Annotated in this window: 16 protein-coding genes; 2 read left to right on the top strand and 14 right to left on the bottom strand. The window is 68.2% G+C overall.

The features are described 5' to 3' along the window. Window positions 1-3: 3 nt before the first annotated feature. The 7 genes from ABZ194_RS15170 to ABZ194_RS15140 form a co-directional block, all read right to left on the bottom strand. Entirely contained in the window at window positions 4-1,587 is a 1,584-nt protein-coding gene (locus ABZ194_RS15170) for a hypothetical protein (RefSeq protein WP_355596395.1), read from the bottom strand. Next, window positions 1,584-5,657: a protein kinase gene (locus ABZ194_RS15165; RefSeq protein WP_355596393.1), complete on the bottom strand. Its 4,074-nt coding sequence runs from the start codon at window positions 5,655-5,657 to the stop codon at window positions 1,584-1,586. The genes ABZ194_RS15170 and ABZ194_RS15165 overlap by 4 nt, the downstream gene beginning before the upstream one ends. Before the next feature lie 3 nt (window positions 5,658-5,660). After that, entirely contained in the window at window positions 5,661-7,070 is a 1,410-nt protein-coding gene (locus tag ABZ194_RS15160) for a hypothetical protein (RefSeq protein WP_355596391.1), read from the bottom strand. After that, entirely contained in the window at window positions 7,067-7,690 is a 624-nt protein-coding gene (locus ABZ194_RS15155) for a hypothetical protein (RefSeq protein ID WP_355596389.1), read from the bottom strand. The genes ABZ194_RS15160 and ABZ194_RS15155 overlap by 4 nt, the downstream gene beginning before the upstream one ends. Further along, window positions 7,687-8,979 carry an AAA family ATPase gene (locus tag ABZ194_RS15150; RefSeq protein ID WP_355596387.1) on the bottom strand — a complete coding sequence of 431 codons (1,293 nt, stop codon included), beginning with the start codon at window positions 8,977-8,979 and terminating at the stop codon, window positions 7,687-7,689. The genes ABZ194_RS15155 and ABZ194_RS15150 overlap by 4 nt, the downstream gene beginning before the upstream one ends. Then, a complete protein-coding gene (locus ABZ194_RS15145; protein ID WP_355596385.1) occupies window positions 8,976-11,063 on the bottom strand; it encodes an N-6 DNA methylase in 2,088 nt (695 codons plus the stop codon). The genes ABZ194_RS15150 and ABZ194_RS15145 overlap by 4 nt, the downstream gene beginning before the upstream one ends. A 232-nt stretch (window positions 11,064-11,295) precedes the next feature. Beyond that, complete coding sequence (locus ABZ194_RS15140) at window positions 11,296-12,675, bottom strand: helix-turn-helix transcriptional regulator (RefSeq protein WP_355596383.1); 1,380 nt, start codon at window positions 12,673-12,675, stop codon at window positions 11,296-11,298. A 250-nt stretch (window positions 12,676-12,925) separates the two neighbouring features. On the opposite strand from ABZ194_RS15140, the gene ABZ194_RS15135 reads away from it, so the two are divergent. Next, window positions 12,926-13,588 carry a hypothetical protein gene (locus tag ABZ194_RS15135; protein ID WP_355596381.1) on the top strand — a complete coding sequence of 221 codons (663 nt, stop codon included), beginning with the start codon at window positions 12,926-12,928 and terminating at the stop codon, window positions 13,586-13,588. Between the two features lie 200 nt (window positions 13,589-13,788). Here ABZ194_RS15135 and ABZ194_RS15130 read toward each other — a convergent pair whose 3' ends face one another. Then, the gene (locus tag ABZ194_RS15130; protein ID WP_355596379.1) at window positions 13,789-14,379 is read right to left on the bottom strand and encodes a hypothetical protein; all 591 of its coding nucleotides are present in this window, start codon (window positions 14,377-14,379) and stop codon (window positions 13,789-13,791) included. 309 nt (window positions 14,380-14,688) lie between these two features. Here ABZ194_RS15130 and ABZ194_RS15125 point away from each other — a divergent pair, with 309 nt between their 5' ends. Further along, entirely contained in the window at window positions 14,689-15,192 is a 504-nt protein-coding gene (locus tag ABZ194_RS15125; RefSeq protein WP_355596377.1) for a hypothetical protein, read from the top strand. A gap of 627 nt (window positions 15,193-15,819) precedes the next feature. Here ABZ194_RS15125 and murG read toward each other — a convergent pair. The 6 genes from murG to secG form a co-directional block, all read right to left on the bottom strand. Further along, window positions 15,820-17,016 carry an undecaprenyldiphospho-muramoylpentapeptide beta-N-acetylglucosaminyltransferase gene (gene murG, locus ABZ194_RS15120; protein WP_355596375.1) on the bottom strand — a complete coding sequence of 399 codons (1,197 nt, stop codon included), beginning with the start codon at window positions 17,014-17,016 and terminating at the stop codon, window positions 15,820-15,822. Between the two features lie 498 nt (window positions 17,017-17,514). After that, complete coding sequence (locus ABZ194_RS15115; RefSeq protein WP_355596373.1) at window positions 17,515-21,273, bottom strand: AAA domain-containing protein; 3,759 nt, start codon at window positions 21,271-21,273, stop codon at window positions 17,515-17,517. Then, window positions 21,270-21,656, bottom strand: a complete 387-nt coding sequence (locus ABZ194_RS15110) for a hypothetical protein (RefSeq protein WP_355596371.1) — start codon at window positions 21,654-21,656, stop codon at window positions 21,270-21,272. Before ABZ194_RS15110 ends, ABZ194_RS15115 begins: the two co-directional genes overlap by 4 nt. Before the next feature lie 739 nt (window positions 21,657-22,395). After that, window positions 22,396-23,103, bottom strand: a complete 708-nt coding sequence (locus ABZ194_RS15105) for a VOC family protein (RefSeq protein WP_355596369.1) — start codon at window positions 23,101-23,103, stop codon at window positions 22,396-22,398. Window positions 23,104-23,274: 171 nt separating this feature from the next. Continuing rightward, complete coding sequence (locus tag ABZ194_RS15100; protein ID WP_355596367.1) at window positions 23,275-23,622, bottom strand: RNA polymerase-binding protein RbpA; 348 nt, start codon at window positions 23,620-23,622, stop codon at window positions 23,275-23,277. A gap of 81 nt (window positions 23,623-23,703) precedes the next feature. Further along, window positions 23,704-23,934, bottom strand: a complete 231-nt coding sequence (secG, locus tag ABZ194_RS15095; protein WP_355596365.1) for a preprotein translocase subunit SecG — start codon at window positions 23,932-23,934, stop codon at window positions 23,704-23,706. Window positions 23,935-24,012 lie beyond the last annotated feature (78 nt).

Genomic DNA, 24,012 nt, shown 5'->3' with positions numbered 1-24,012 from the left:
CTGTCAGGCCGGTACGACGTAACGTGGGGTGATGGTCTGGGTGAGATAGGCGTCCGACATGTCGGAGTAGAACCCGATCTCGCGGAGGCGTGCGGTGAAAGCCCGCACGTTCTCTCGGAGCGCCCCCTGATCGGTGATGCCCGCCTGCCCGAAGCCATCGCCCGAGGGAAGGCGATCGATGTGGAGCCCATAGCGGTCTCGCAGGGTCGCCAAGAACTCGTCCACCCGCAGGGAAGCGGTGTGGAACCCCTGGGATCCACCGGGCCGGAGCAGCGCGATCTGCAGGAGGACCTCCAGCAGGCGGCTGTCCATGACGAAGCGCCTCTCCCCTCTGCGCGGCTGGGCGATCATCGCCCCTGGGCGGTTCTTGAGCAGAAGCGAGTCAAGGCACTCGGTGACGTACTGACGGTGGAATCGGACCCGGAAGGCCGTGATGACGTCGATGTACGTGGTGAACGGGTCGAGCTCCAGCTCCAGGATCCGGGTGACGGTGGAGTCGAGCTCCTCCTCCGCGGTCCGGGAGCTCTCCAGCACCCGGTTCAGCCTGGCGCCGGCGAACTGGGCACGCTCGCCGGAGTAGGCGGGGCCGAGAAGCGTCACCAGATCCTCCACCGTGAAGGCCCCGTTCGAGGGTTTGCCGAGCTTGGTGAGCTTGACCAGGTTCTGCGCGAAGTCGTCGAGCTTCTTCACGCAGAAGGTGGCGCGCACGAACTCGGGGATGCGCCCGTACCACACCGACGCGCTGCGCTCGGCGAGCCGGGCGGCGGGCGTGCCGGGGATCCCCGCAACGTCGAGGAAGAACCCGCCGCCCGGACTCGGCTGCTCTCCCTTCACCCGCGCGGGGAGCAGTTTCATGATCTGCAGGTGGTAGAGGGCCAGGTGGAAGGCGAAAAGGATCTTCAGGTAGTCGACCAGCACGGATCGGGGGATCAGGTGCTGGTGGAAGAGCAGCCGGACGACGTCGTCCACCAGCAGATCGGACGCGCGAGGACACAGCGGCGGGTAGGACTTGCGGTCCTTCGTCCCGGCGGCTCGATCGGTGATGTCCTTCCTGACCGCTTCGGACAGGTTGATCAGGGCCTGGGTCTCCACATCGATCTCCGCCCCGAGCTTGGGCGTCTCGGTGTTCGCGTCGACCCCCGCGAAGAAGAAGGTCTTCAAATACCGGAGGGCATGGATGCCCTTACCGTCGGAGGCGTGCTGGATCATCGCGTAGAGCTGCTCGTCAACGCCGGACGGCCGGGAACGGCGGGAGTTGCGGAACCGATAGGTGAACCCGTGCAGGGGCCGCAGGCCCGCGACCATCTGGTTGGGCTTGCCGCGATTGACGAGGTCCAGAAGATGGGTCTCCAACCACCGGCGAGTGACATCCCGCTCGAAGCCGTCGAACAGCGTGGGATGTTCGTGCACGGTGGTGACGAAGTCGTCGACGGAGAGATCCGCGGATCTCGCCAGGACGCTCGGTGATCCTCCCCACCACAGACGCGGGAGGAACGCCGTCAGCACCCGGTCCATCTCCACCTGCTTGTAGTCGACATGGGTCACGCCGGGGTGCCGGAACTCCCTGTCGCCCTTGTGAAGGGTCACCGCTCGCTCCCCTCGGTGAGAGGCCGCATGAGGAGCCGGCCGCTGGGATCACGCCGGATCCGGTACAGGTCTCTTCCTCCCGTGGTGAGCAGCACCTCCTGGTACGGCGCCGCGGACAGCTCGTTCTTGAAGATCGTCAAGCCGAGATAGAGTCCCTGCCGCTCGGCGACCCCGGGAAGATAGCCGTCCCGTAGCCGGGACAGCAGCTCGTAGAGGTCAAGCCGGATACGCAGCCGCGCCCGGGGTCCCGCCTCCCCCTGGTAGCTCAGCACCAGCGCGTCCGGTTGCTCCTCAAGGTAGGGCGAGGGCGTGTTCGCCGTGGTCGTCAACGACAGCGCCGCCAGCGGGAAGAGGCGATGGCTGCGGATGGTCCCGCCCGGAACCTGGCGGATCCGCAGCGCCAGAACGTCTCCCAGCGGCCCGGGGTCCGGCAGCCCCTCCCCCCGGTTGATCGCCTTGACGATCTCCGGCAGGTGCCCGGCGATCAGCTCCGGACGGCTCAGCACCTCCAGGAGCCTCTCGGCCGAGCGGTACGGCAGCAGCCGCCGTGAGCGCCTGTCGTCGACGCATTCGAAGTAGAACCGCCGACGTGCCGAGGCCACATATCCGAGGTGCGCGGCGATCTGCTGGGGCGACGGCGCGGCACTGCGGGGAAGCCGCGCGAAGAGCTTGCCCAGCAGCCGCACGTCGTAGTCTCCGCGCTGGTCGACGGTCATCACCGCCTGGCCCGCGTCGGGACCGACGTAGTCGATCTGACGGTCGAGCACGGGGTCGGGCACGGTGGCGACGTCCACCTCCCGCAGGAAGGCGAGCAACCTGTCCCTGGTCCCCGGGGTGCCCGCCCAGCTGTTGAAGTAGAAGCCGTCCAGGATCGCCTCGGCGCCGCCGTCCCGGTAGAGCTCGCGGATCTGCTCGCAGCTGCGGCCCGAGGTGAGCATGAACGCCAGGCCCGACCGGAGGTCCCGCAGGGTCGTGTGCAGGTGGCCGCGCAGGTGTGCCAGCGTGTAAAGATCTCTCAGCCGTCTGGTCACCTTGGCGCCGGCGCTGGAGTGGGCGAAGGTCCGCGCGTTGTGCGGGGCGTAGCAGACCTTCGCCAGCTCGCACGAGTCGCAGGCCTCCCAGAAACGTTCGTGGGTCATCCGGCGCAGCACCCGATCGAAGATCGACTCGTCGTCTCCGGCGACCACGCTGCGCCGGTTGAGGTTGACCACGGCCACGCCGCCGGGCGCCTGTTCTCCACCGAGGCCGACGCGGACGGCCGTGGCCAGCCAGCCGAACCGCTCCTCGTGCGTGGCGAGAAAGTCGATCAGGCGCCCCTCGTTGATCGCGATGAGACGCGTCTCGCCGGAGTCCGCGACGGGAACGGTCCCGGCGAACGGCGCGAAGAAATCGAGCAGGACGTCGTCGTTGGCCTTGTCGCCCTCGTCCTGGCTGCCGTCGTGGTTGGTGCGCAGCCACCGCCCGCCGGGCAGCCTGACGTCCGCACCATTCTCTCTCGGCTCCCCAGGCTCGGCCCCGCGCCTCTCCGCACGGGTGATCAGGTGCTCCAGGAACGCGGTCTTGCCGTCTCCCGCGTTTCCACTGATCACCACAAGGGTGTAGCGGCCGTTGAGGACATCCGGGATCAGACGCTCGTCGAGCGCCGTCGGCACGTAGAGCTTGAACGGGTCCTGGCCGCGGGTACCCGCGTTGCTGACGGTGCTCTGGCTGTAGAGGGTCTGCAGATGCGTCACGAACGGGTTGCCGTTCTCCGACTGGCCTTTCGGAGACGGTTCGGGGATCGGCGCCGGCCTTCGTTTGCGCACCTCCTCTCCAATCGCCTTCAGCGCGGCGAGGAAGTCGGTGGCGGCGGCGTATCGGTCACCTCGGAGCGGGGCGATCGCCTTCGTCAGGGCCGTGACCAGGGCGTCGGACAGATCACCGAGACCGGGCAGCGTGGCGGGATCGATCGGCTCCTCGCCGAACGCGCGATGAGGATGGGCGAACGGCCACGTACCGGTGACCAGCTCGTACAGGGTCAGACCGAGGCCGTACACATCACGATCGGCCAGGTCGGCCACCGTGTGCGACCCCGCCCCGGTGTCCGGCGGCGCGTATTTTCCGGTGCCGCCGGCCTTGGACAGGCTGGAGTCGGCGGTGACCGAGACGTTGAAGTCAATGATCTTGCAACCGGCGTCGGTCCGCAGCAGGTTCCTCGGCTTGATGTCGCAGTGGTAGATCCCGTTGCCGTGCAGGTAGACAAGACCCTCGGCGACGTCGACAGCGAGCTTGACGGCGTCCGCCGGGCCCAGTGGTCTTCCCTTGATCAGTTCGTGGACGTCCTGCCCGTCGACATACTCGAAGACGAGGTAGGGAATGTCGGTGCTGCCCAGGTAGTCGGCGTGCTCCACCTTGACCACGTTGGGATGCGACAGCCCCCGCAGAACGTGGTATTCCTGCTTGAGCCGCTCGGTCAGCGACTCACGGTCCTTGAGCACGAGCTTGACGACCCGGTCCGTGGACGCCAGGTTGTCGTAGACCTGGTAGACCACGCCGAAGGTGCCCGCCCCCAGCTTGCGACGCACGGTGTGCGTCCGGGTGAGCTGGTATCCCTCGGGGAGATTCCGATGATCGGGCCTCTCCTCCCCGGTCGTCCCCCGCACGGATCCTCCCGTGCCTCCACCGCTCCCCTCACGTCCGCCGTCACCCCCCATCGCGCGCCGGAGCAGATCGAGGGCCTCGGCCGAGGACGGGCGGGCCGAAGGGGCCGGCGCGCACATCCGCCGCAGCAGCTCGGCCACGTCCTCCGGCACACCCGCGGAGGTCATCACGTGCGCGGGAAGGACACCGCCCTTTTCGAACTGATCCGCCGTCGTGGCGAACGGCAACTCCCCGGTGAGGAGCTGGAAGGCGATCACCCCGGCCGCGTAGACGTCCGAGGCACGGCTCATCGCCTGGGCCCGCGACTGGCACTCGGGCGCCACGTAGGCGGGGTCGAGCGCGTCGGCGAGCCGCTGGACGACGGTGTGAGGGCGCGGATCCTCGGGCCGGGCATAATCGAACCCGGTCAGGAGAGCCTTCCCTCCCCCGGTCACCAGCACGGCGGTCGGGGACAGCGCCCGGTGGATCACCCTGAACCTGTGGGCGTGCGCCAGTCCGCGCAGCATGTCGCGGATCACCCTGAGCCTGGCGTCGGCGCCGAGCGGCTGCCGGGGGTCGTTCAACCTCAGATGCAACGCCTGCCCGTGCACGTCGTCCATGACCAGCACGAACTGGCTCTCATCCTCCCCGGCGAAGAAGTCACGCCGTCCGACGATGTGCTCGCTCGCGGGCATCTTCGCCAGAACCTCGTAGGCGTTGGCGATGGCGACCCGTTCCGCGGCGCGGATCTCCTCCGGCTGGAACGGGTCGGCGCGGTAAACACGGAGCAGCACGGTCTCGGAGGAGGTCACGGTGGCGTTGACGGCACGATACTCGGTCACCTCGTCGGTGCCGCCGAGCCTCTCCCGCACGACCCAGTTGCCGAACCGCTGCGGTCCCGTCGGCCTGCGCACGGTCCCCTCAAGCGCCTCGACGATGTCCCGGTGGTACGGCCGCGCGTCCCGGGTCAGCCCGGCCCGCACACGAGAGACATCGCTCAGGGTCTGGACGAGCCCGGAAAGGGTGGTGACGTCGTTGGCCTCCGCGTCGGGGCGGTCGTCGGGGTCGACCAGCCGGGCGTCGTCCGCGGTGAGGACCACGAGCGAGTCCACATAGACACGGCTCAGCGCGGGCCGTTCCCGTTCGAGCTGCCCCTTGAGCGCACGGGCGTGCCCCCGCAGTTTGGCCACCGGCGAGCCGAACGGCGCCCGCCGCGAGGGATACCATCTGCGGTTGGCCACCTCGATCCGTCCCCGGGTGCCCTTCACGTCGATCAGGCAGACCGAGTGGCCGGTCACCACGATGAGGTCGACCTCGTATTTACCGCCGTGGACGGGGATCTCGATGTTGTGCAGCACGAGCCAGTCGCCGGGTGCGTGATCGCGCAGGTGCGCGATCGCCATGCGCTCCGCGTCGTTGACCGGGGGGCCGCCACCGACGATCTGAGCCATGGGCTACCGCGCCGCCTCTCTTATCGCCTGGTCGAGCAGAGCAAGAGCCTGATCTTCCTTCATATCGGCCTCGTCCCGCCACCGATATGCCTGTCTCACCGTCTCCGCGATCCGCTCCCGATCCTCGGGAGTGCATTCCGGCACGGGAACCTGCTGGCGCAGCTCCGTATGAAGGTCCTGCTGTTTACCGCCGACACTCATCGAACGGAGGACCCGGAAGGCGACCTCTGATCGAAGAAAAGCAAAAAGATAGGCTCCGGGAAACTCCAGCTCCCCAGAGACAACTCGAAGAAAGTGCTGCGTGTAGACGTTTTTAAGCCATTCACCGGTCACAAATATGGGCCTACAGAACACCTCACTGTCACCAAGGGTTCCTTGAGCTGCAATCAACACAGACTCGTCAGCGGCAAAGATTCCGGGCGGAGCGTGCCGCGGATTAATCCATCGCCCCTCCGGGCGAAGCCAGAAGCCTTGCCGCTGACCAACCAGCTTCACACCACCGTGGTCACGATCGCCTTCAATCCGCTTAAACCGAGCCCCCGAATCCAGATAGCCACCAGCGCAGATCTCGCCGAGAGTGCGGTGGGGGACGGAGCGGAGAACGTCGATGACGCGCCGCGCTCGCGGTGAGAAGTTGAGCGCGCGCAGCGATGTGGAGGTGAGGCCGGAGACGGAGAAGTCCACGTCACGGGGCTGGTCGTGCCAGTTGAAGTTGATGAGCTCGGAGAGGCCGGCGCTCTTGAAGAGGTCGTGGGTGGCGTCGACGACCCCGGCCTGGAAGCGCGCCCGCAGCATCATCGCCTCCCGGATCAGGGAGTCGATCCGCTGTTCGATGTCAGCCTCGACGCGGGGGACGGGAAGATCCGCGATATGCGAGGGCTCGATGTGCTTGACGCTCGTGCCGTAAATCCCCCCCTTGATCATTGGTATACCAAAAGGGCTGGCCAGGAAGGTGGAAAGATATCCGGCGGGGATCTTATCCCGATCGGGGACCACTCGTAGTACGTCCTCGCTACATGCATACCCCTGCATATCGAGGCGGGCGTAGGTGACCCGCCCCGCCGTCATCCCCGAGCGGGTGATCAGAGTCCACCCGGGCTCAAGCGGGAGCTTTGGATTTCCCCGGAACGACCTCCGAGTAATCATTGAAAGTGACGACAGATCAGCCTGAAAGATATCCGCACTAGAGAGAAAGGGAACACCGTGTTCGGGGTCGGTGGTCCAACTCCTCGTAACCCGTCCCGCATGGAAAATTCGCTCGGTCACCTCTCCGAGAGGTTCTGTGCGCGGCATCCGTTTCAGCAGCATGTGTGCCGCATAAGAGTCCGAGACGTACGGGCCCGGGTCGAGGCGGAAGCTCTGGTCGGCGAGCCAGCTGGCGCGGACGGGGTTGTCGAGGTCGGCAAGCTTCACGAGTTCTCCGGAAACCAGGCGCGCAGGTGCTCACACAGGTGGTTGAAGGCGGGGTCTTGGCAGTGCCGTACCGAGATCTTCTCGGCGAGGCGGCGGAAGGCGGCGTTGGATCCGTCGGCCCTGTGGCGGCGTCTCAGATGATCGAGGGCCGACTTCGGGTCCGGCGGCTTGAGGTGATCGTGCGGCCAGTGGCCGCTGTCGGCAAGGTTCTTCCGGAAGTCGGTGCTGCATTTGAGCGCCTCTGCGACGTTCGGGTTGTCCTGCCAGACCCAGGCCTCCAGCTCCGGGTCGATCACCACGACGGCGTAATGCTCCCAGGCGCCGTCCAGACATCGCCCGATGTGGTGGTGGATGGCCTTCGCGCCGGGACTGCCGTCCCAGTCCGCGTCCAGCATCACGACCGCGCGCCGATGAAGCCTCTCGAAAGGGCGCAGAAGCTCGCGCGCCGTGCCGTACACCCCGGGATCCTTGGTGGGGGCGACGAAGACGTCCTCTCGGGGGTCGAACCCGAACGGCCCGCAGCGCAGGCTCCGGTGGACCCTCGGGCGCCCGAGGAAGCCCCGGAGCATCTGCTCCATCCCGGTGTCGGCGACCAGAAAGACGACATCCCGCTTGGTCATGAGAGCACCCCGGCGGCGAACAGCGTGCCGATGTCGAGCGAGCCCTGCCAGTCGCGGAGCCGGGGGTGCCGGTCACCGGGGATGACCTCCACCCCGCCGGCATCGTCGAGGCGAGCGGCCAGCACATCGCTGAGATCGGTGTGCGCGAGCACGATCGGCGAGTGGGTGGAGACCCAGACCTGCGAGTCGTAGAGCGAGCTGAGCGACTGTACGACGGTCTCGATGGCACGGGGATGGATGCCGTTCTCCGGCTCCTCGGTGACCAGGAGCGCGGGCAGCATCTCACCGTCCAGATAGGGGAGCAATGTCAGCACGAGGATGCGCAGGGTTCCTTCGGACAGACCGGAGGAGGTGACGCGATAGCCGCCGGCGTATTCGACGGCGAAGTAGGCGTGGTGGTCCTCCTCGCGCTCGATCACCTCGATGCCGGCGATCTGCGGGAGGGCGGTGCGGACGTGGTCGACCCATGAGGCGAACCGGTCCGGGTCCCTCTTATGGAGATCAAAGGCGAGCCACGGCGTGTTCACCCCGGAGGGCAGCAGGCGCGGGGCGTCTCCCGGCGGGGCCGGTCGGCGGAGCAGATCCCAGTCGGGGCCGAAGAAGACCACGCCTTCCCGCAGGAGCTGGGCGAACCAGAGCGCCGCCGGGAACAGGGTGGGATCGGCGGGGACGGTGCCCAGCGCGAGCTGCCCCGGCGGGACGCGCAGCGGCGGCAGGTCGCTCTCCTGCGTCGTCGTCTCGTGCACGAAGCGGGTCGGGGACCGTCCCTCCCGCAGGATGACCGGCTGCCACTCGGCGTGCCGCAGGGTCGTGCCGCTCACGGTCATTCCCTGCGGAAACTCACCGGCCCGAGGTCGCGCGCCCTGATCGGAGTAGAGGAAGAGGTACTCGTCGGCGACGTTGAGTGTGCGCGGGCCGACCTCAAGCCGCAGCTCGTAGCGTAGGTGAGTGGGGATGCGCTGGGTGAGCTCCGCGAAGGTCGTGTCGGCCAGAACCTCCACGACATCACCGGGAAGCCGGGCCTCGATCGCGAACGCGATCGTGTCGCCCTCGCCCTTGTGGAGAAGCTCGACAAGGCTGTTCGCCCTGGCCGGGGCGCCGGAGCCCTGCCGTTCCAGGAAGGCCGCGGCGATCCGCTGCTGGCGGACCAGGTCTCCGAGCAGGGCGGGGATGTCGAGCAGCGTCGTCTTCCCCGCCCCGTTGGCTCCGGCCAGCACGTGATAGCGGTCGAGGTCGATGCTGAGCCGGGGAAAACAGCGGTAGCCGTACGCCTCGATCCGGGTGATCATCTGGTGACTCCGGGCTCCGGGTGCCTCTCGCGGAACCGCCTGTACGCCTTGGCGATCTCGGGGAGGTCGTTGTCGATCGCCTTCCGCTTCCGGACGAGCGTCCGGATGACGTTCTCTCCGTTGATGCGGATGCGCTCGACCTCCTCCTGATCCTCCAGGATGATCTCGCCGTCCGGGTGACGCTTGTAGACCGGATTGTTACGGCGGTCGACGCCCACCTTCTCCGCGATGGCCATGAAGACCGGATAGTCCTGCTGCGCGCCCATGGTGGCGGCCATCTTCTCCTGCTCGGTCTTCTTCTTCAGGAAGAGCAGGGTGGTGAGGATGTTGACGTTGGCGTCCGCGACGAACGTCTCGACGGGCAGCTCCACGCTGGCGAGCACCCAGCAGTTCTCCAGGATCCACCGGCGGATGGCCTCGTCGGTGGGGCCGGGGTTGGACAGGATGCCGTTGGGCAGGACGATGCCGATCCGCCCACCGGGTTTCACCCACTGGACCGCTCGCTGGATGAACAATTGCTCGGGAGCCATCGCCGGAACGTCCCTGTCGCTCGCCCCCACGAGGCCGGTCTCCCGGTCTCGTGACCATGACTGGGCGACCCCGTCCCGGTAGTGGCTCAGGACATCCTTATCTTCGATCTTGATGTCGGTCCCGAAGGGGGGGTTCGCCAGCAGCACGTCAACGCTGCCGAGCGGGATCCGTTTCCTCGCCTCCGCGAGGCCGGGAAGATGGCCTCCGGGAAAGGCGAGTGAGTCCATGTTGTAGATGTTTCCCTCACCACCGGTGAGGGTCATGATGCTCATGCTCGTGGCACGGACCAGGAACGGGTCGAAGTCGGCGGCGAACAGGTATTTCTCCGCGTAGGCGGCGAGCCGGTCCTGATGGTCGACCAGCTGTTCCTCGGTGTCGGGAAGGCCGAGGGTCTTCTCCTCGGCACGCCACTCGTTGAGCCGGTGCCACAGGGTCTCGCGGAGGAAGCCACCGGTCCCGCAGGCCGGGTCCAGCACCCTTTCGCCTTCCTTGGGGTCGAGCATCTCCACCATGAGCGCGACCGCGCTCCTCGGCGTGAAGTACTGTCCCCGGTCACCCCGCAGGTTGGTGCCGACGAGTTCCTGGTAGGCGATGCCCTTGACGTCCATGTCCGTGCCGGTCAGGTCGTACGGCGCGAGCTCGCCGACGATGAAGGCGAGAGCCCGGGGCGACAAGGTGATCTCGTCGCGGGCGCCGAACAGCGGATATTCCTTCTTCACCTCGTGGAACAGCGCGAGAACCCTGGCCTCGATGGCCTTGCGGCCGTCCTCGTTGAAGGGCTCGCCGGGAAGCGCGTAGAACTCGGGGGCCCGGCGGTGCTTACGGCTCATGCGCTCGTCGTGCATCTTGGTGAAGAGCAGGTAGAGGAACTGCCAGAAGGCGGCGTCCTTGGGCAGGCCCTCATTGCCGTGGATGTAGTTGTGGCACCGGCGGAACGCCGTCTTGAGCATGCCGGCCTCGCCTCGCCGGAGCCGGGCGACCGAGGCGACGGTGCCGCTGCCCACGCTCTCGTCGGCGACCGGCCAGTCGGCCCGGGGCTCGAACTTGGCGCCGAACCGGGTCGACTCCTTGTAGAGGAAGAAGAAGTCGAGGCCGTTGGTCCACATGCCGTACTGGGCGAGCGGCGTGCTCTCGGTGCCGAGCAGGGTCTCCAGCTCCTCCAGGTCCTCCTGGGCCTGGCTGAACATGCGGATCTTCGTGACCGTCCTGCCGGGCTTGGGCTCGGGCTTGCACACCACGACGCGGCGCAGGTTGGCCAGGGTCTTCGGGGCGCCGTGCGCGAACACGGCGATGTCGGCCTTCTTGGTGACCCTGCGCTTGCCGTCGGCCTGGACCGGGATCGGGAAATCCCGTGCCATGTCATCGACCGAGATGCCGTACTCGTGGAAGAGCACGCGAGCGATCCGCTGCCGGACGGGCTCGCTGCCCCTCAGCTTGATCGGCTTGCCGGAGATGAAGTCGATGGTCTCATCCTCGGCGAGCGAATCCACCGTGCTCTCCGGGGATGACGTGGCCTCGTCGGGCTCGCCGATGTCCAGGCCGACCTGCTCCATATGTGGTGCCCCTCGCTCCTGTGCGTGTGTCTCGCGCCCCGCGCCCTCGGCACGCCCGCGACCTCGAATCCTATGGCTCAGCAGGACTTCCGGGATCAGTGACGCGAGACTTCACCTAAGGATCGAGACCTTAACCACGCCCACCGACATTTTCCATGATCCAGACGTCTGTCGTGGGAGGAGAGGGGCTGATCACGACAAGACCTCACGCCTCATATCGGGCGGCGCCGGGTCAGGAGACGAGTTCGCCGTTCAGGTGGGCGCGGAACTCTCTGACCTGGACGCTCGTGCCGTACGGCTCCAGCCCGGCGGAGAACTTCCTGAGGCGCTGGACGGAGCGGGCGGAGGTCAGGGACCTGGCCATGGGGACGGCGGCCCGCGCGGCGTCGACGGCCTGATCCACCTCGCCCATGCCGAGATACGCCTCGGCGACGTTCATCCGGTTGAGCTGGGCCGACCGGAAACGCTGCGTCGCCGAGAGCTCCCGCACCGCGGACTCCGCGCAGTCGACCGCCCGCCGGTGCTCGCCGAGCAGCCTCCAGCACCTGCTCATCCGGGCGGTCAGCTGCGCCTCGTCGTGCCAGCCGACCCAGGCCGGATCACGGTCGGTGGTCCCCTGGGCGTACGCCCGCTCGGCCTCGACGAGCAGCCGCTCGACCTGCCGGGCGCTGTGCCGGTCACCGGTCTCGGCCGGTCTGGCCCGGACGGCCGTCGCCCGCGCCTCGCCGACCAGCACCATCGTCATGACCCGGGGCGGCGCCTCGGCCCGGCGGGCGGTGTCGGCGGCGGCCTTGGCCAGCCAGAGCGCCTGTGCTGTCTGCTTCAGGTAAAGCGTCTGCTCCATCATGGCCGACAGCACATAGGTGCCCATCAGCGGATCGTTCCCGGCCTTGGCCAGGGCGAGCGCCTGGCCGAAGTAGTGCTGGGCCTGCCCGTGACGCTCCAGGTCGAAGGCGGTCCAGCCCGCCATCTCGGTCATCCCCGCCGCCGCCGTCATCAGCTCGGCCCCAACCCGGTCGTCGTAGCGGCCCCGCAGCAGCGGCGCGACCGTGCCGTTGAGGTAGTCGACCACGGCCGGGCGCACCAGCCCCGCCCCGAACTGAAGGTCCATCTGCGCGAACGCCTGCCGGGCCTCGACCACGCGGCGGACATCGGAGAGCCCGACGGCCGTCCCCGCCCCCTCCCGCGCCACCGAGCCGACCGGGGCGCCGTAACTCCACGCCGCCAGCCACCCTCCCAGCGCCGCCGGCACGAACGGCAGCGCGGCCAGCATCTGGCGCCGCTCCGGATCCACGTCGCACCTCCACAGTCGTCCCGCCGTCTCGACGATAACCTCGGGATCGAGGTCGCTGAAGTCCGGCAGCAGCCAGGCTTTCCTATCGACCGGCGCCCCTCCCTCGACCCAGCGCTCGACCTCGGCCGCGTCCACCCCGAACACCTCGGCCATCCGCGCCCGGTAGACCGGGCGGATCTCCTGCCGCCCGCGCTCCCACCGGCTCCACGTCGTGGACGACACCCACAGCGCCTCCGCGATCGCGTCCTGGCTCAGCCCCAGCCGCTTGCGGGCCCGCGCCAGCTCCGGCCGCCCCGCACCCTGCTCCGTCTCCCCCACGAGCCACCTCCGACACGTAACGTCACCGACAGAACACGATTGTCGATGGATTCCTCGCGCCACTCCACCCACCGGGGGGAACGACCAGGAAACGACCAGGCGGCACGGCGATCACCATGGCGGCGGGCGGCGATCACCCGCCTCCGGCGCCCCCGTGACGTGCGGCAACGCTCACCCGCGCCCCTTGCCCGCCCCGCGCGCGGCGATGTCTCCTGCCAGACACAGTCACCGAAAGCGACGGAGTAAGCGCATGCGGCTATCCCCCCACGGCCCCGCCGACCCCTTCGGCCTCAGCGCCGGACACCCGGCCGGCTCCGCCTGGAGGACGGGCGCCGAGACCGGCGCCCCGGGCCGGTCACCGGCCGCGAGCGCGCACGGCGGCGCCTTACCCGGCCCGGCGAAATCCCAGGGCGAGGTCCATCTGCTGGTCAGGGTCCTGGCGGCCGGATCGGTCTCCCGCCGCGCCCGCGCCGTCGTGCGCGAGGTGCTCCTGGCCGAGGGCGTGCGGGGCGACGACATCGCCGACACCGAGACCATCGTGGCCGAACTGGCCGCCAACGGCGAGTGGCACGCCCGCCCGCCGTACGAGATCCGCGTCTTCAGCCTGGACGGCGTCCCCGTCTGGTGTGAGCTCGTCGACGGCTACCCCGATCTGGGGTGGATCCCCGCCCTTCTGGACCTGCCGCGTGCCCATCCCCCGCTGGACCCGCTCGCCGAGAACGGCCGGGGCCTGCTGCTGGTCCGCGAACTCTCCCGGGGGCACTGCCGGGCCTATCCGACGACGACCTTCGGCACGGGCGCCCCCGCCAAGGCCGTGGCCTTCGCCCTCCCCACCCGCTCGGGCATCCGCCTGACCTGCCCTCCCCCGCTCGACCCCGGCCGCCACTCGATCCGCCTCCACCTGGAGCCGTAACCGTTCGGGAGAGGGCCGTTCCCTCACCCTTTCCCGGAGAAAACCGGCCGGAGCGCGTCCTAGTGCGGGAGAACCGTCGTTCACCCGCTCTTTCCCGAAAAGAACCCCGGCGCCCCCGCATGCCCCGTGCCGGGGGCACCGGCCCCTCCCGGGGCGGACTGTCTCGGAACGCTCCAAGTTTCAGTGGCCGGTGAACCGGATCAGAGCCAGCCCACCTTTCTCAGGGTGGGCACCACCCGTGTCGCCACGTAAAGCGCCACGGGAGCCGACTCGGACGCGGGGTCGAGGATCCCGCACAGCTCCGTCCGGTTTCTTCCCGTCTCTCCGAGAAGTTCTCCCTTTGTGGCGATGTCCAGTACGCCGTGATCGTAGACGGAGCCCACGACATCGGCGCCGCACACACGCTCCAGCTCCTCCAACGTGCATTTCCTGCGCCGCGGCCAGTTCTGGTCGTCAGGCAGCACAAGGCAGACCGTCATATACGTTTTCTTGTGAACCATGTGACGTTCGAGGCCTGCCCTTCTCTTGCCGAACAAAGCGGAAAGCGCCGCCGGAACGGACGGAACCACTTCGCCCCTGCCGAGAACGATGTCGCGTTCACCGGTATGCCATGACCGCGACCAGACGGGGAAGGTCCCCCGGCCTGCGACGTTCACATTCCATGTCGTCTGCGCGCCCGTCGACCGTACACCCGAGCATGTCTCTCCCTCGACATTCTCAGGCTCTCCACCCCTCTCGATGGTAAGGGAATTTCCCAGTGAGCCGGAAGGCGAATCCTTTTCCTCTCGCATTCCGCCAAGGGTAATTGAAACGTTGATCACCCTGCCGGACTTCATCGATTCGTTACCGGAGACATCCCCCGCCCCACCTGCCACGCCCCGCTTTCCCCTTCGCCCCAAGAGCTCTTCGGGCAACCAGGAAGCACTCCGGTCATGGGGTATGATCGTCGCTCCTCCCATCGGCGTTACACCCCCTCAAGGGGTTTCGTCCGCAGGCGCCACACGACCTCCCTCTCTCAAGCCATTCCTCTTCCCCGTCTCGGCCCGCGCGAATTCACAACGCTTGGGAAGAGTCATGACCAGTACGCCCCACGGAGTTCCATGAAGCCTTTCACCGTCTTCATTCAGGAAGGCATGGCCGGCGATATCCGCCTCCGCCTTATCAGAAACGAGGCACACCTCAAGACCGTCGCGCTCCAGGTGGCTCAACTCGCGGTTGAAAATCGCTTCCAACCCGTGGTCATCGCCTCCGCCGTAGGCGACATGGAGACGATCAAAGGTTTTCTGGGGCAGTTCAGGGTCCCCTCCACCGGGAGAGCCAGCGTCTACCGACCGGAGGTGCTCACCCTTCTCAAGGGGATCGAGGACCGGATGAATCGCGGCGCCTTGAAATTCGAGGACCTTCTGGCCGCCTGCTACGGCCAGGAGATGGCCGCGGCCCGCCATGGGGCAGCGACCGACCAGCCCCGCGACACGGTTCAGGCGTCAGTTCACGACGCGGTACGAAACTCCCTCCTGGAGCACATCCAGGCACTCGCCGCGGCCGGCCTGGTCACCGCGGAAGACCTGCGCCTCATCGCGGCCCACATCGACGCCCTCTCGTGATCCGGGTCCGGAAAGCTCGGCCCCCCGTGAGCCTCTCCCTCCTCCGGTGACTTCTCCATTTTGTGCGGAGAACTCCATCTACGATCACACGGCGATCACATGATCACCGTCAGAAGACGAAAAGCCCATTGATCGTCCGCTCGTGCTCTCATAATTTCCTTTCACATGCGTTCTGGTTCTACCTCGCCGAATATCACGTCAGCCTGCCGGACGAGTTCCTTGAGAAAGCGCGCGCCAACAACTACGAGGTTCCCACCGTCCCTGACGCGGTGCTCGAAGAGCTGTCCCTCAGGGTCAGAGAGATATGGTGAGCCTTCCACCACGTTGAGGATGTTCGGACATTGACCGTCTACCTCCGCACACCACATGGGAGCGATTCAGCGGGGAGTCGACGTAGATGGAGCTGGTTCGGAGACTCCGGGGGGCTTTCCGAAGGCGACGGCGGGCCGCGGGACCTGCATGAGACGTTCGTCCTGGTCGTCGATCCAGGAACGGACCACGCACCGGTCCTCACCCCACGGGTGCCCGTCTCCTCCGGAAAGCCCCTGTCTCCGTCGGCGACCCCATAAGCGGCCCGCCGGACGCATGAAACACGGTGTCACCGGCATCGCTCCGGCAACCGTCAGATCACTTCGGAGCCCGGGGCGGGGCGGTCAGCCGAGTCCAGGGGGACTTCGCCTCCTGGAGGATCACCTCGGCGAGGGCGTCGGCGGCATCGAGGCGGCCGAGGGATCTGGCGGCCTTGGCCATGGTGGCGCGGGTCTGCCGGTCGGTGAGGAGGGCGTCGAGCTCGGCCAGGAGCCGGTCGGCGGAGGGGCCGGCCTCCAGAAGGGCCCGGGCCGCTCCCACCTCGGCGAGATAGCGCGCGTTCTGACGCTGCTCGTCACCCGCGGACGGGATAAGCGGAATGAGGACGGACGGTCTGCCCACCGCGGTCAGCTCCGCGACGGTGCCGGCGCCGCTGCGGGAGACGACGACGTCGGCGGCGGCGTAGACGTGGGGCAGCTCGTCTCCGACGTAGGCCACCGGCCGGTAGCGCGCCGCCGACTCGGGGGGCAGCGCGGCGGCGACCTCGGTGAACCTGGCGATCCAGTCGGCCCCGCACTGGTGGAGAACCTGCGCCCGGGTGAGCAGCGACGGCAGGATCGCCTCGACCATGGTGTTGATCTGGCGGCTCCCCTGAGCGCCGCCGGTCACGTAGACGAGGGGCAGCTCCGGCGACAGGCTGTAGTGCCACCGGCCTGAGGGGGCGTTGCCGTTCAGCAACTGGGGCCGGACGGGGTTGCCGGTGACGACGGCCCGATCCCGCGCCGAGGCGGGCAGGTGCTCGGCGGACGACGGATGGGTGAGCGCGATCCGGGCGGCGAACCGGGCCAGGATTCGGTTGGCCAGGCCGAGCGTGGTGATCTGCTCGTGCATGACCAGCGGGCGGCGCAGCAGCCAGGAGGCGACTCCCAGCGGCACGCACACGTACCCCCCGGTGGACAGCACCACGTCGGGGCGGTAACGGGCGGCGATCGCGAACGCCTGGAGGACCCCGACGGGGATGCGGAACAGGTCGGCGAGGTTGGTGAGCACCTCTCGGAGGTTGGGCGAACGCCGGAGCTTGCCCGCTTTGATCGCTCGGAAGGGGATGCCGTGTTCGGCGGCGACCCGGGCCTCCAGGCCGTTCGCCGTCCCCACCCAGAGCACGTCGAGGTCGAGCCCGCGGGCGGCGGCGCGCTCACGGACGGCCGCGACGGCGGTCAGCGCGGGGTAGGTGTGACCGCCGGTCCCGCCTCCGGTGACGAGCATCCGCAGGGGGCGATGGTTTCCGGCGTTCATCGAAACTCCTTGAGCGTGGAAACCCGGCCCTTCAAGGCCGGGAGGAAACGCGGCACAGTGCCGCGCGGTTCGGTAGCCTGTCCACCGGTGGCGATAACCAAGCCCCCGGACATGTGGTTGGTTGTTTCCTCGCCGCCGGGCTGGCGGAGAGGTAAAACGCCTGCGGAGCCGGTGTAAGACCTCAACGGAAGATCCTTTCGGGCGGGCAACTGGCAGTGAAACAGGAACCCCTGCGGGCGACCGCGGGAATCCCATCCCCTTCAGGGAGGGGAGAATGTCAAGTGTGGGTGTCCTTCCAGCGTGCCGATCGCCGGTTTTCTCGACCGTGCCAAAGTGCTTGGCGGCCTCGCGCACGCTACCCGGACTCTCGATGAAGATCCAATTCGAGGGGGTGAGCTCGCGGCATCGTGACGGCGACGCCACGAGGAGATCGTGACATGCGCGATCAGGCGCGGCCCTCCAGGACGGCCCTCGTGGTGCCGACGGACGAAAGTCCCTTCAGGGACCGTCGCCGCCGAACATCTCGCCGACGGCACGGACGTCGTACAGCTTCCAGGCGGGGAGCCTGACGGCCCTCCCCTCCCCGTTCAAGGGCGCCAGTAACTCCCGGCGGCGCAGCATCAGACGCAGGTGTCGCGCGTGGTCGGCCTCCTCCTCCGCTCCCCGGTCCAGGAGCACGGCCGTGACCTGATCTCCGATCTCCAGCCGGGCGTCGGCGCGGTGACCGTGAACGGTCGTGCCGAGTTGGACGGAGGCGCCGGGAACGGCTTTGAGTTCCTTGTAGAGGCGTAACAGCAGATCATCCTGTTCGTCCCCGCTGGCTGTTCTCTCCCCCTCCCGCGTACCGGCCGCCCACAGCACCTCGCCGATACCACCGCGCCCACGCCACAGTTCGGAGTCCCCGACAACGATGAGATGGGATCTGGCCCGGGTCATGGCGACGTTCCACAGGTGCAGTTGCCGATCGACCCAGCCGATCGCCCCGGGAAGCATCCCCTCGGCCGCGACGAGGGAGAAGACCATCGCGTCGCATTCGCCGCCCTGGAAGGTGTGCACGGTGCCCACCCGTATTCGCTCCTCACGGGGCAGCCGCTCACGGAGCGCCTCCCGCTGGGGTTTGAAGGGGGTGATCACCCCGATGGTCGCTTCGGCCGGGAGATGACGCAGGAGGTAGGCGACGCATTCGCTCACCTTGTCGATCTCCGCCGGATTCAGCCAGGAACCGCCCGAGCGGGGACGCATCGCCTTGCCGTCGACCGACACCCAGATGACCGCCGGACGCCCCACGGCCGGACGGGCGCGCATGTCGGTGAGCACGGTCAGCCTGCCGTCATAGAACAGGTCGTTGGAGACCGCGACGATGTCGGGATGACACCGGTAGTGCTCGTCGAGCAGCATGCTCCCGCCCGCGGCACGCTCGGCCGCGTGAAAGGCCGAATGGCGCCGATAGGCCAGGCGGTGCTTCTCCAGCCAGTCGGCGCGGAGCCCGGCATCCCGCCGGATCGCCACCTCCTGCTCAGGGCCGATCGTGGCGATGTGCGGCAGCTGCATCACATCGCCGATGATCAGAGCGCGGCGGGCGCGGAACAACAGCGGGATGACGTGGGGAATCGCGCACTGGCTGGCCTCGTCGATGATCACCAGGTCGAAAAGCCCCGCATCCGGGGGGAAGCGGCGTGCCGACAGGCTACTGACCGCCCAGCCGCGCACATGGGAGAGCACGGCCTTGACCGCGGGCCAGTCACTGCGTGAGGCGTCCGCCGCCTGCAGAAGCCCGGAGATCGCCTGGCGCCCGGCCCTCGCCTCGGAACGCACCGTGCCCTCCAGCAGTGCCGCCGCCGCGGCGTGGACGCCCGCCTCGGCCTCTCCGAAGGCGTCGGAGAGTTCTGCGTCGGTACGTGCCGCCTCGGCGTGACCTTCTTCCCTTCGCCACCGGCACTCCGCGTCGGCGAAACCCGCGACGGCCTCGCACGCCTCGGCATCGCCGGCGCCGGCGCCGGTGGGCAGCCCGAGCCGGTGCAGCAGCCGACTACGGCGCCATCCGCCGAAAAAGCGCGCACGGGCGGCGCGGGCGGCTCTCCTCCCCCATCGGATGAGCTCCTCGTCGGGCCCGAGGGCCTCGACGAGCGCGGTTACGGGGCAGCGGAGCTTCGAGGCGTGCCTCTCCCTGTCCTCTCCCGCCTCGCGCAGCCGCCGCTCAGTGCGCGCGGTCGCGGCGAGTTCGGCACGCAGAGCGTCGAGCACGGCGGCGGCCAGGTCCAGATCGGCCAGAGCGGTGCGGGGGGTGCGGACCGGCGGCGCAGTGGTGAGCAGCCGCTGAAGGGTGGCGGCCTCCTGCTGCCGGTAGTCCCTCTCACCACCGCGAGAGCCGGTCCGGACAACGCTCCCGGGGACCAGCCGCTCACAGCGCCGCCACACCTCGTCCACGGCCTGGTTGTTGGTGGAGGCGACCAGAACGCTCCTGCCGTTCGCGGCGGCGGTGGCGACGAGGTTCGCGACCAGCTGGCTCTTACCCGTCCCGGGAGGACCGGTGGCCACGGTGAGACGACGGGTCAGTGCCGCGCGCAGCACGGCGAGCTGTGCCTCGTTGGCGGGAAGAGGCGTCACCAGGCGTATGTCCCGGGTGTCCTCGTCCGGCGGCCGGGGAACGGTGGCCGCCTCGGGTAACAGCGCCGCGAGCGCGGTGTGCGGAATCTGCGAGGCCTTGCCCACGATGGAGGCGAAGTCCTCAAGGAGCCTCTTCGTCGTCATCGTGTCGCGGGACCGGAGAAAGAGCACGGAGGCGTTGCGCGCGCCGTCGCCGGGAGTGTGAACGTCGATCCGCTCGGCCGGCCGGTCCGGCCGGAGCTCCTGAACACAGGGCAGCTCGAACTCGTTGAGCAGCAGGTTCCGCAGGTCGACGGCCATGCGGTCGTGCTGCCCGGCGTGCCAGGTCGGCCGGTAGGTGACGGCGAGCTCGGCCGCCTCCTCCGGCCCGAGCCAATCACGGGCCAGTCGCGGATGTGGCAGCACCGGTCCATACGGTTTCAGGCGCACCGCGCCCGACTCCGACAGCACCGCCTCGACGCGGCGCATGAGCAGCGGGGCGAAGCGCGGCGTCCGCCAGGGGCGTCCTCCACGCGGCCCGGTGAGCACCACCGCCGGATATCCGGCCCACAGCTCCGCCTCCTGACCCGTGGCCCTGTCGAGCAGTGACGCGGCCTCAGGAGTGACCGGGACACAACCGTCGTCGTCCACGTCTCCGGACAGGAAGCGTTCGGCGCCGGCGAGGCACACGTAGGAGCCGCCGTGATCGGCGACCTCCAGCAGGGGGGCGTCCATCTCATCGGAGATCACGCATTTGCGGTAGTAGTCCAGCAGCTGCGGCCACGCGGGCGCCGCCGTGGAGGACTTCGGGGCGGGATCGGTGCCGGAGGCGCCCGGTCCGCCCGGCGTGGAGACACCTGTCTTCCGGGTCAACGGGGCCAGAGTCGGGGCCGCCCCCTGAGGGCAGTCCGCCAGGATGATCCGATCGTCGACGGCAAGAGCGGACTTGACCGGGATCTGGCGGGAATCCAGGCCGCGCATGCGCCGGTTGACGTAGTCGAAAAGGTCGTCCACGGAGACGTGGCCCGCGCTGTTCCTGCCGGCCTTTCCCGTGCGCAGCGCCTCGACCACCTGGGCGGTGAAGGCGGAGGGTTCGGGTCCGGCGGCGGTGTCCGCGCCCGAGAAGGAGTCCTCCCCGGCCCGGGAGGACGCGATCACGTAGACCCCCCGGCTGTTCAGCGGAATGGGCTCCGCCGATTTGGCCGCTCTCTGTGGTCTTCCGTCGCCGGTACGCCAGCCGAGGGCGAAGCCGCCGCTACGGCAGCAGTCGAGAACGGCCACCTTCTGCGGCGCCCAGCACGCCTCCAGCCGTTCGTTGACGAACCCGGCGCCGACGCCCGTATCCGCGATCCGATCGAAGTCGGTGTCCGCCGCCACGAAGAAGAACTCACCGCTTGACTGCGACAGCCGGGTTCCATGCCCGGTGATGTACAGCAGGGCCAGTTCGTCAGGTCCACAGCCTTCGAGAAACTCGGCGATCTCAAAGCGCATGTCATCCGCCGTGAGGTCGGCGACCCCCCGCACCGAGGCGAATCCGCCGATGCTGCGATGCTCGATGACCTGCCGCAACTGCCAGACGTCGGCGCGCGTGGACGGCAACGCCCCGAACCGCCCGTCCTGATAGGTCTCCGTACCGATCAGCAGGGCTTTCCGCCGGAGGGGCCTGCTCAAGGGGACTCCTCACCGTTGCGAAGGAATTCGCGCACCAGTCGCTCCTGAGCGGCGTCCGGGCGGCCCGAGATCTCGATGGAGCGTTCCCCCTCGGAGACGCTGACCTTACGGTGGCGCTCGACGGCGCACCACTCCTTGATCACTGTGATCAACATTTGGGAGACGGGCCGCGCCGACGCGGCGACGGTTACCCACAGGACCATCTCGGCCGCCGTTCCGCCCTTGCGCCCGCTCTCCGGAACCGCCTGGGCGGCGGCGAACTCCACGGTGACGCCGTTGACCCGCGCGAGCTCGTCACGGAGTTCGCGAGTGAGCCGCTCCTGCCGCAGGCCGTCTCCGCCCGCGAGGACCTCCAGTCGCACCGTCGGTTCCGTGTCGCCCATGCGATTTCCCTTGGTTTGTGGAATAGGTCAGAGCAGGAGAGGACAGTCGGGGCCTGGCGACCGGGCATGACGTCACCGGCAGCACCATTCAGACACATAAGACACGAGATGCCCTATAGACACAAAAGAGCATCGCCCCGAGGGGGAAATATATCAGAATCCCCATTTACCACGACACCTCAATTGAACCCGCGAGGCGCGCAACGTCTCATTCTCCAAGAGAAATACGGAGATCGCAAATACGTCTTCCGTATCCGGAAGATCAAATAGACCCATAGCCGCAATTTACGGCTGACCGAAAAGCGGCCTTCCGGAGGCGGAGGACCTTGGCCCGAGCGGCGAGCCGGCACCGTTGAACGCCGTTCGGGTGACACCTCACACGGAGCGCGACACCAACCCCCGGCGTCCGGAGAGGATGCGCGACGGAACCGGAGGGGGGTTCACCTCCGTTGAATCGTCGGATGCGGCCCGTCTCTCGATGGGCGTGGCTCAGAAAACCTTCTCGCGCCAGGGCGGCACACCCCGGCGAGGCCACCTTTCAACACCGGACACGGACGGTTTGGGACAGACCTAACGCGAAAGGCAGCAGAAAGAAAAAGGGGCCGAGGGCCGACTCTTTCTCTGGAAGGTCATCGACCGAAAAAGATATCCGAGATGTGCCGTCGGTGCGGATAGGCGCGATTGCCGTGGAAGGAGCACGCCTTGCCGACGGCCACCGTGTTCCCGCCGCCGTTCGCGCCTACTCGCGGAGGTCGTCGTCCAGGTCGTCCGCCCGCCGCAGGTCGTCGGCGAGGGTTGCGAGGCCGGCTGCGCCGAGCCGTATCCGCCGGGCGTCGGCCAGGAGCCGCCGCGCCTGGTCCCGCTCGCCCAGCCTGACGGCCAGGTCGGCTCGGAGGATCAGGGCACGCACCCGCGGCACGGCCGGCTCGGCCTCCTGGGCGGCGAACGCGTGATCCAGCACCCTGGCCGCCGCCCGGTGGTCGCCCTTGGAGTCGCCGAGCAGGACGGCTGTCTCGATCGCCTTCTCCAGCCGGGTCCCGGGAGGCTCCGCCGGGGAGGGCGCCGCCAGCGGCCGGCCGACGCGGATCGTGTTGCCCGCCGGGTCGACCATGACGAACTGGCGCACGCCGTATGACATGTCCTTCAGCGCGCCGATCCGGGGAACACCCCGGGTGGGCAGCCTGCCCAGGGAGCGGCGCAGTCCGTCGGTGAACGCCCCGTAGAGGGTGTCGACGTCGGGGGCGAGGACGTAGCAGGTGCTGTAGGACTGGGCGGGATCAAGCCCCTTGAGGACGAAGAACTGCAGCTCGATCCCGTCGCGCCGCACGACCGCGTAGGTGTTGGGCCTCTTCTGCCGGTAGGTGACCTCGAACCCCAGGGCCTGGTAGAAGTCCAGAACCGGGTCGATGGCCGGGCAGGGCAGGATCGGAATCGTGGTCTCGTTCAAGGTCGCACCTCCGGGAGACTCCCATGTGAATCGCGCATGTCGTGCCCGTACACCGTACGCGATTTTTCCGGAGGCCGTGATCACGGTGGGGCGGAGAGGGTGCGGAGCGGTCCGAGGGCATGCGGAAGGCCCCCGTGAACGATTCCACGGGGGCCTTCCGGCGAGCCGTGCCTAGTACATCGGCCGCGAGGAGGAGCGGAGCCGCTCCAGGGCCTCGGCCAGGATCTGGGCGCCGTCCTTGTCGCTGCGACGCTCCTTCACGTAGGCGAGGTGCGTCTTGTAAGGCTCGTTACGCGGCGGCGCGGGCGGGTTGGCCTCGTCCTGACCGGCGGGGAGACCGCACCGTGGGCAGTCCCAGAACTCCGGCACCGCGGCGTCGCTGGCGAAGCTGGGGCGCGTCTCATGCATGTTCGCGCACCAGAACGGGACCCTTACACGGGGAGCCGCCTCGCCACGCTCCGCCTCCCCCATCGGGCCGGCACCGACACGGCTGCCACGGATCGCGTTGCCACTACCCACGGATGTACTCCTCGCTCGATGGCCCCGCCGCTCGGGTGGAGACGGGGGGCTGAACCACTGTCACGCCTGTCGCAGTCCGGGTCAGGGCTTAAGGAGCAGGCCCAGCGCGATGATGCACACGAACCAGACCACACCGGTGATGATGGTCAGCCGGTCGAGGTTGCGTTCCACCACGGAAGAGCCGCCGAACGACGACGTGAAGCCGCCGCCGAACAGATCCGACAGACCGCCGCCCTTGCCCTTGTGGAGCAGCACCAGCAGCACCATCAGCATGCTCGCCAGGATGAGGGCGATGGAGATTCCGATTGTCACCGTTGACCTGTCCCTATGTGCGCGCTACCCGCGTCCGGATGCGCCCCTTGTATGTACGCCTGTGGCGTGACGATTCAA

Source organism: Streptosporangium sp. NPDC006007 (assembly GCF_040614315.1).
Lineage (GTDB): Bacteria > Actinomycetota > Actinomycetes > Streptosporangiales > Streptosporangiaceae > Streptosporangium.
This window is presented reverse-complemented; position numbering and strand designations above follow the sequence as displayed.

Bases quoted from the DNA above. Each gene is read 5' to 3' on its own strand.
- ABZ194_RS15110 (WP_355596371.1), bottom strand. From the start codon at position 21,656: ATGGGCGACACGGAACCGACGGTGCGACTGGAGGTCCTCGCGGGCGGA.
- ABZ194_RS15130 (WP_355596379.1), bottom strand. From the start codon at position 14,379: ATGCGAGAGGAAAAGGATTCGCCTTCCGGCTCACTGGGAAATTCCCTT.
- ABZ194_RS15155 (WP_355596389.1), bottom strand. From the start codon at position 7,690: ATGACCAAGCGGGATGTCGTCTTTCTGGTCGCCGACACCGGGATGGAG.
- murG (WP_355596375.1), bottom strand. From the start codon at position 17,016: ATGAACGCCGGAAACCATCGCCCCCTGCGGATGCTCGTCACCGGAGGC.
- ABZ194_RS15165 (WP_355596393.1), bottom strand. From the start codon at position 5,657: ATGGCTCAGATCGTCGGTGGCGGCCCCCCGGTCAACGACGCGGAGCGC.
- ABZ194_RS15125 (WP_355596377.1), top strand. From the start codon at position 14,689: ATGAAGCCTTTCACCGTCTTCATTCAGGAAGGCATGGCCGGCGATATC.
- ABZ194_RS15135 (WP_355596381.1), top strand. From the start codon at position 12,926: ATGCGGCTATCCCCCCACGGCCCCGCCGACCCCTTCGGCCTCAGCGCC.
- ABZ194_RS15145 (WP_355596385.1), bottom strand. From the start codon at position 11,063: ATGGAGCAGGTCGGCCTGGACATCGGCGAGCCCGACGAGGCCACGTCA.
- ABZ194_RS15150 (WP_355596387.1), bottom strand. From the start codon at position 8,979: ATGATCACCCGGATCGAGGCGTACGGCTACCGCTGTTTTCCCCGGCTC.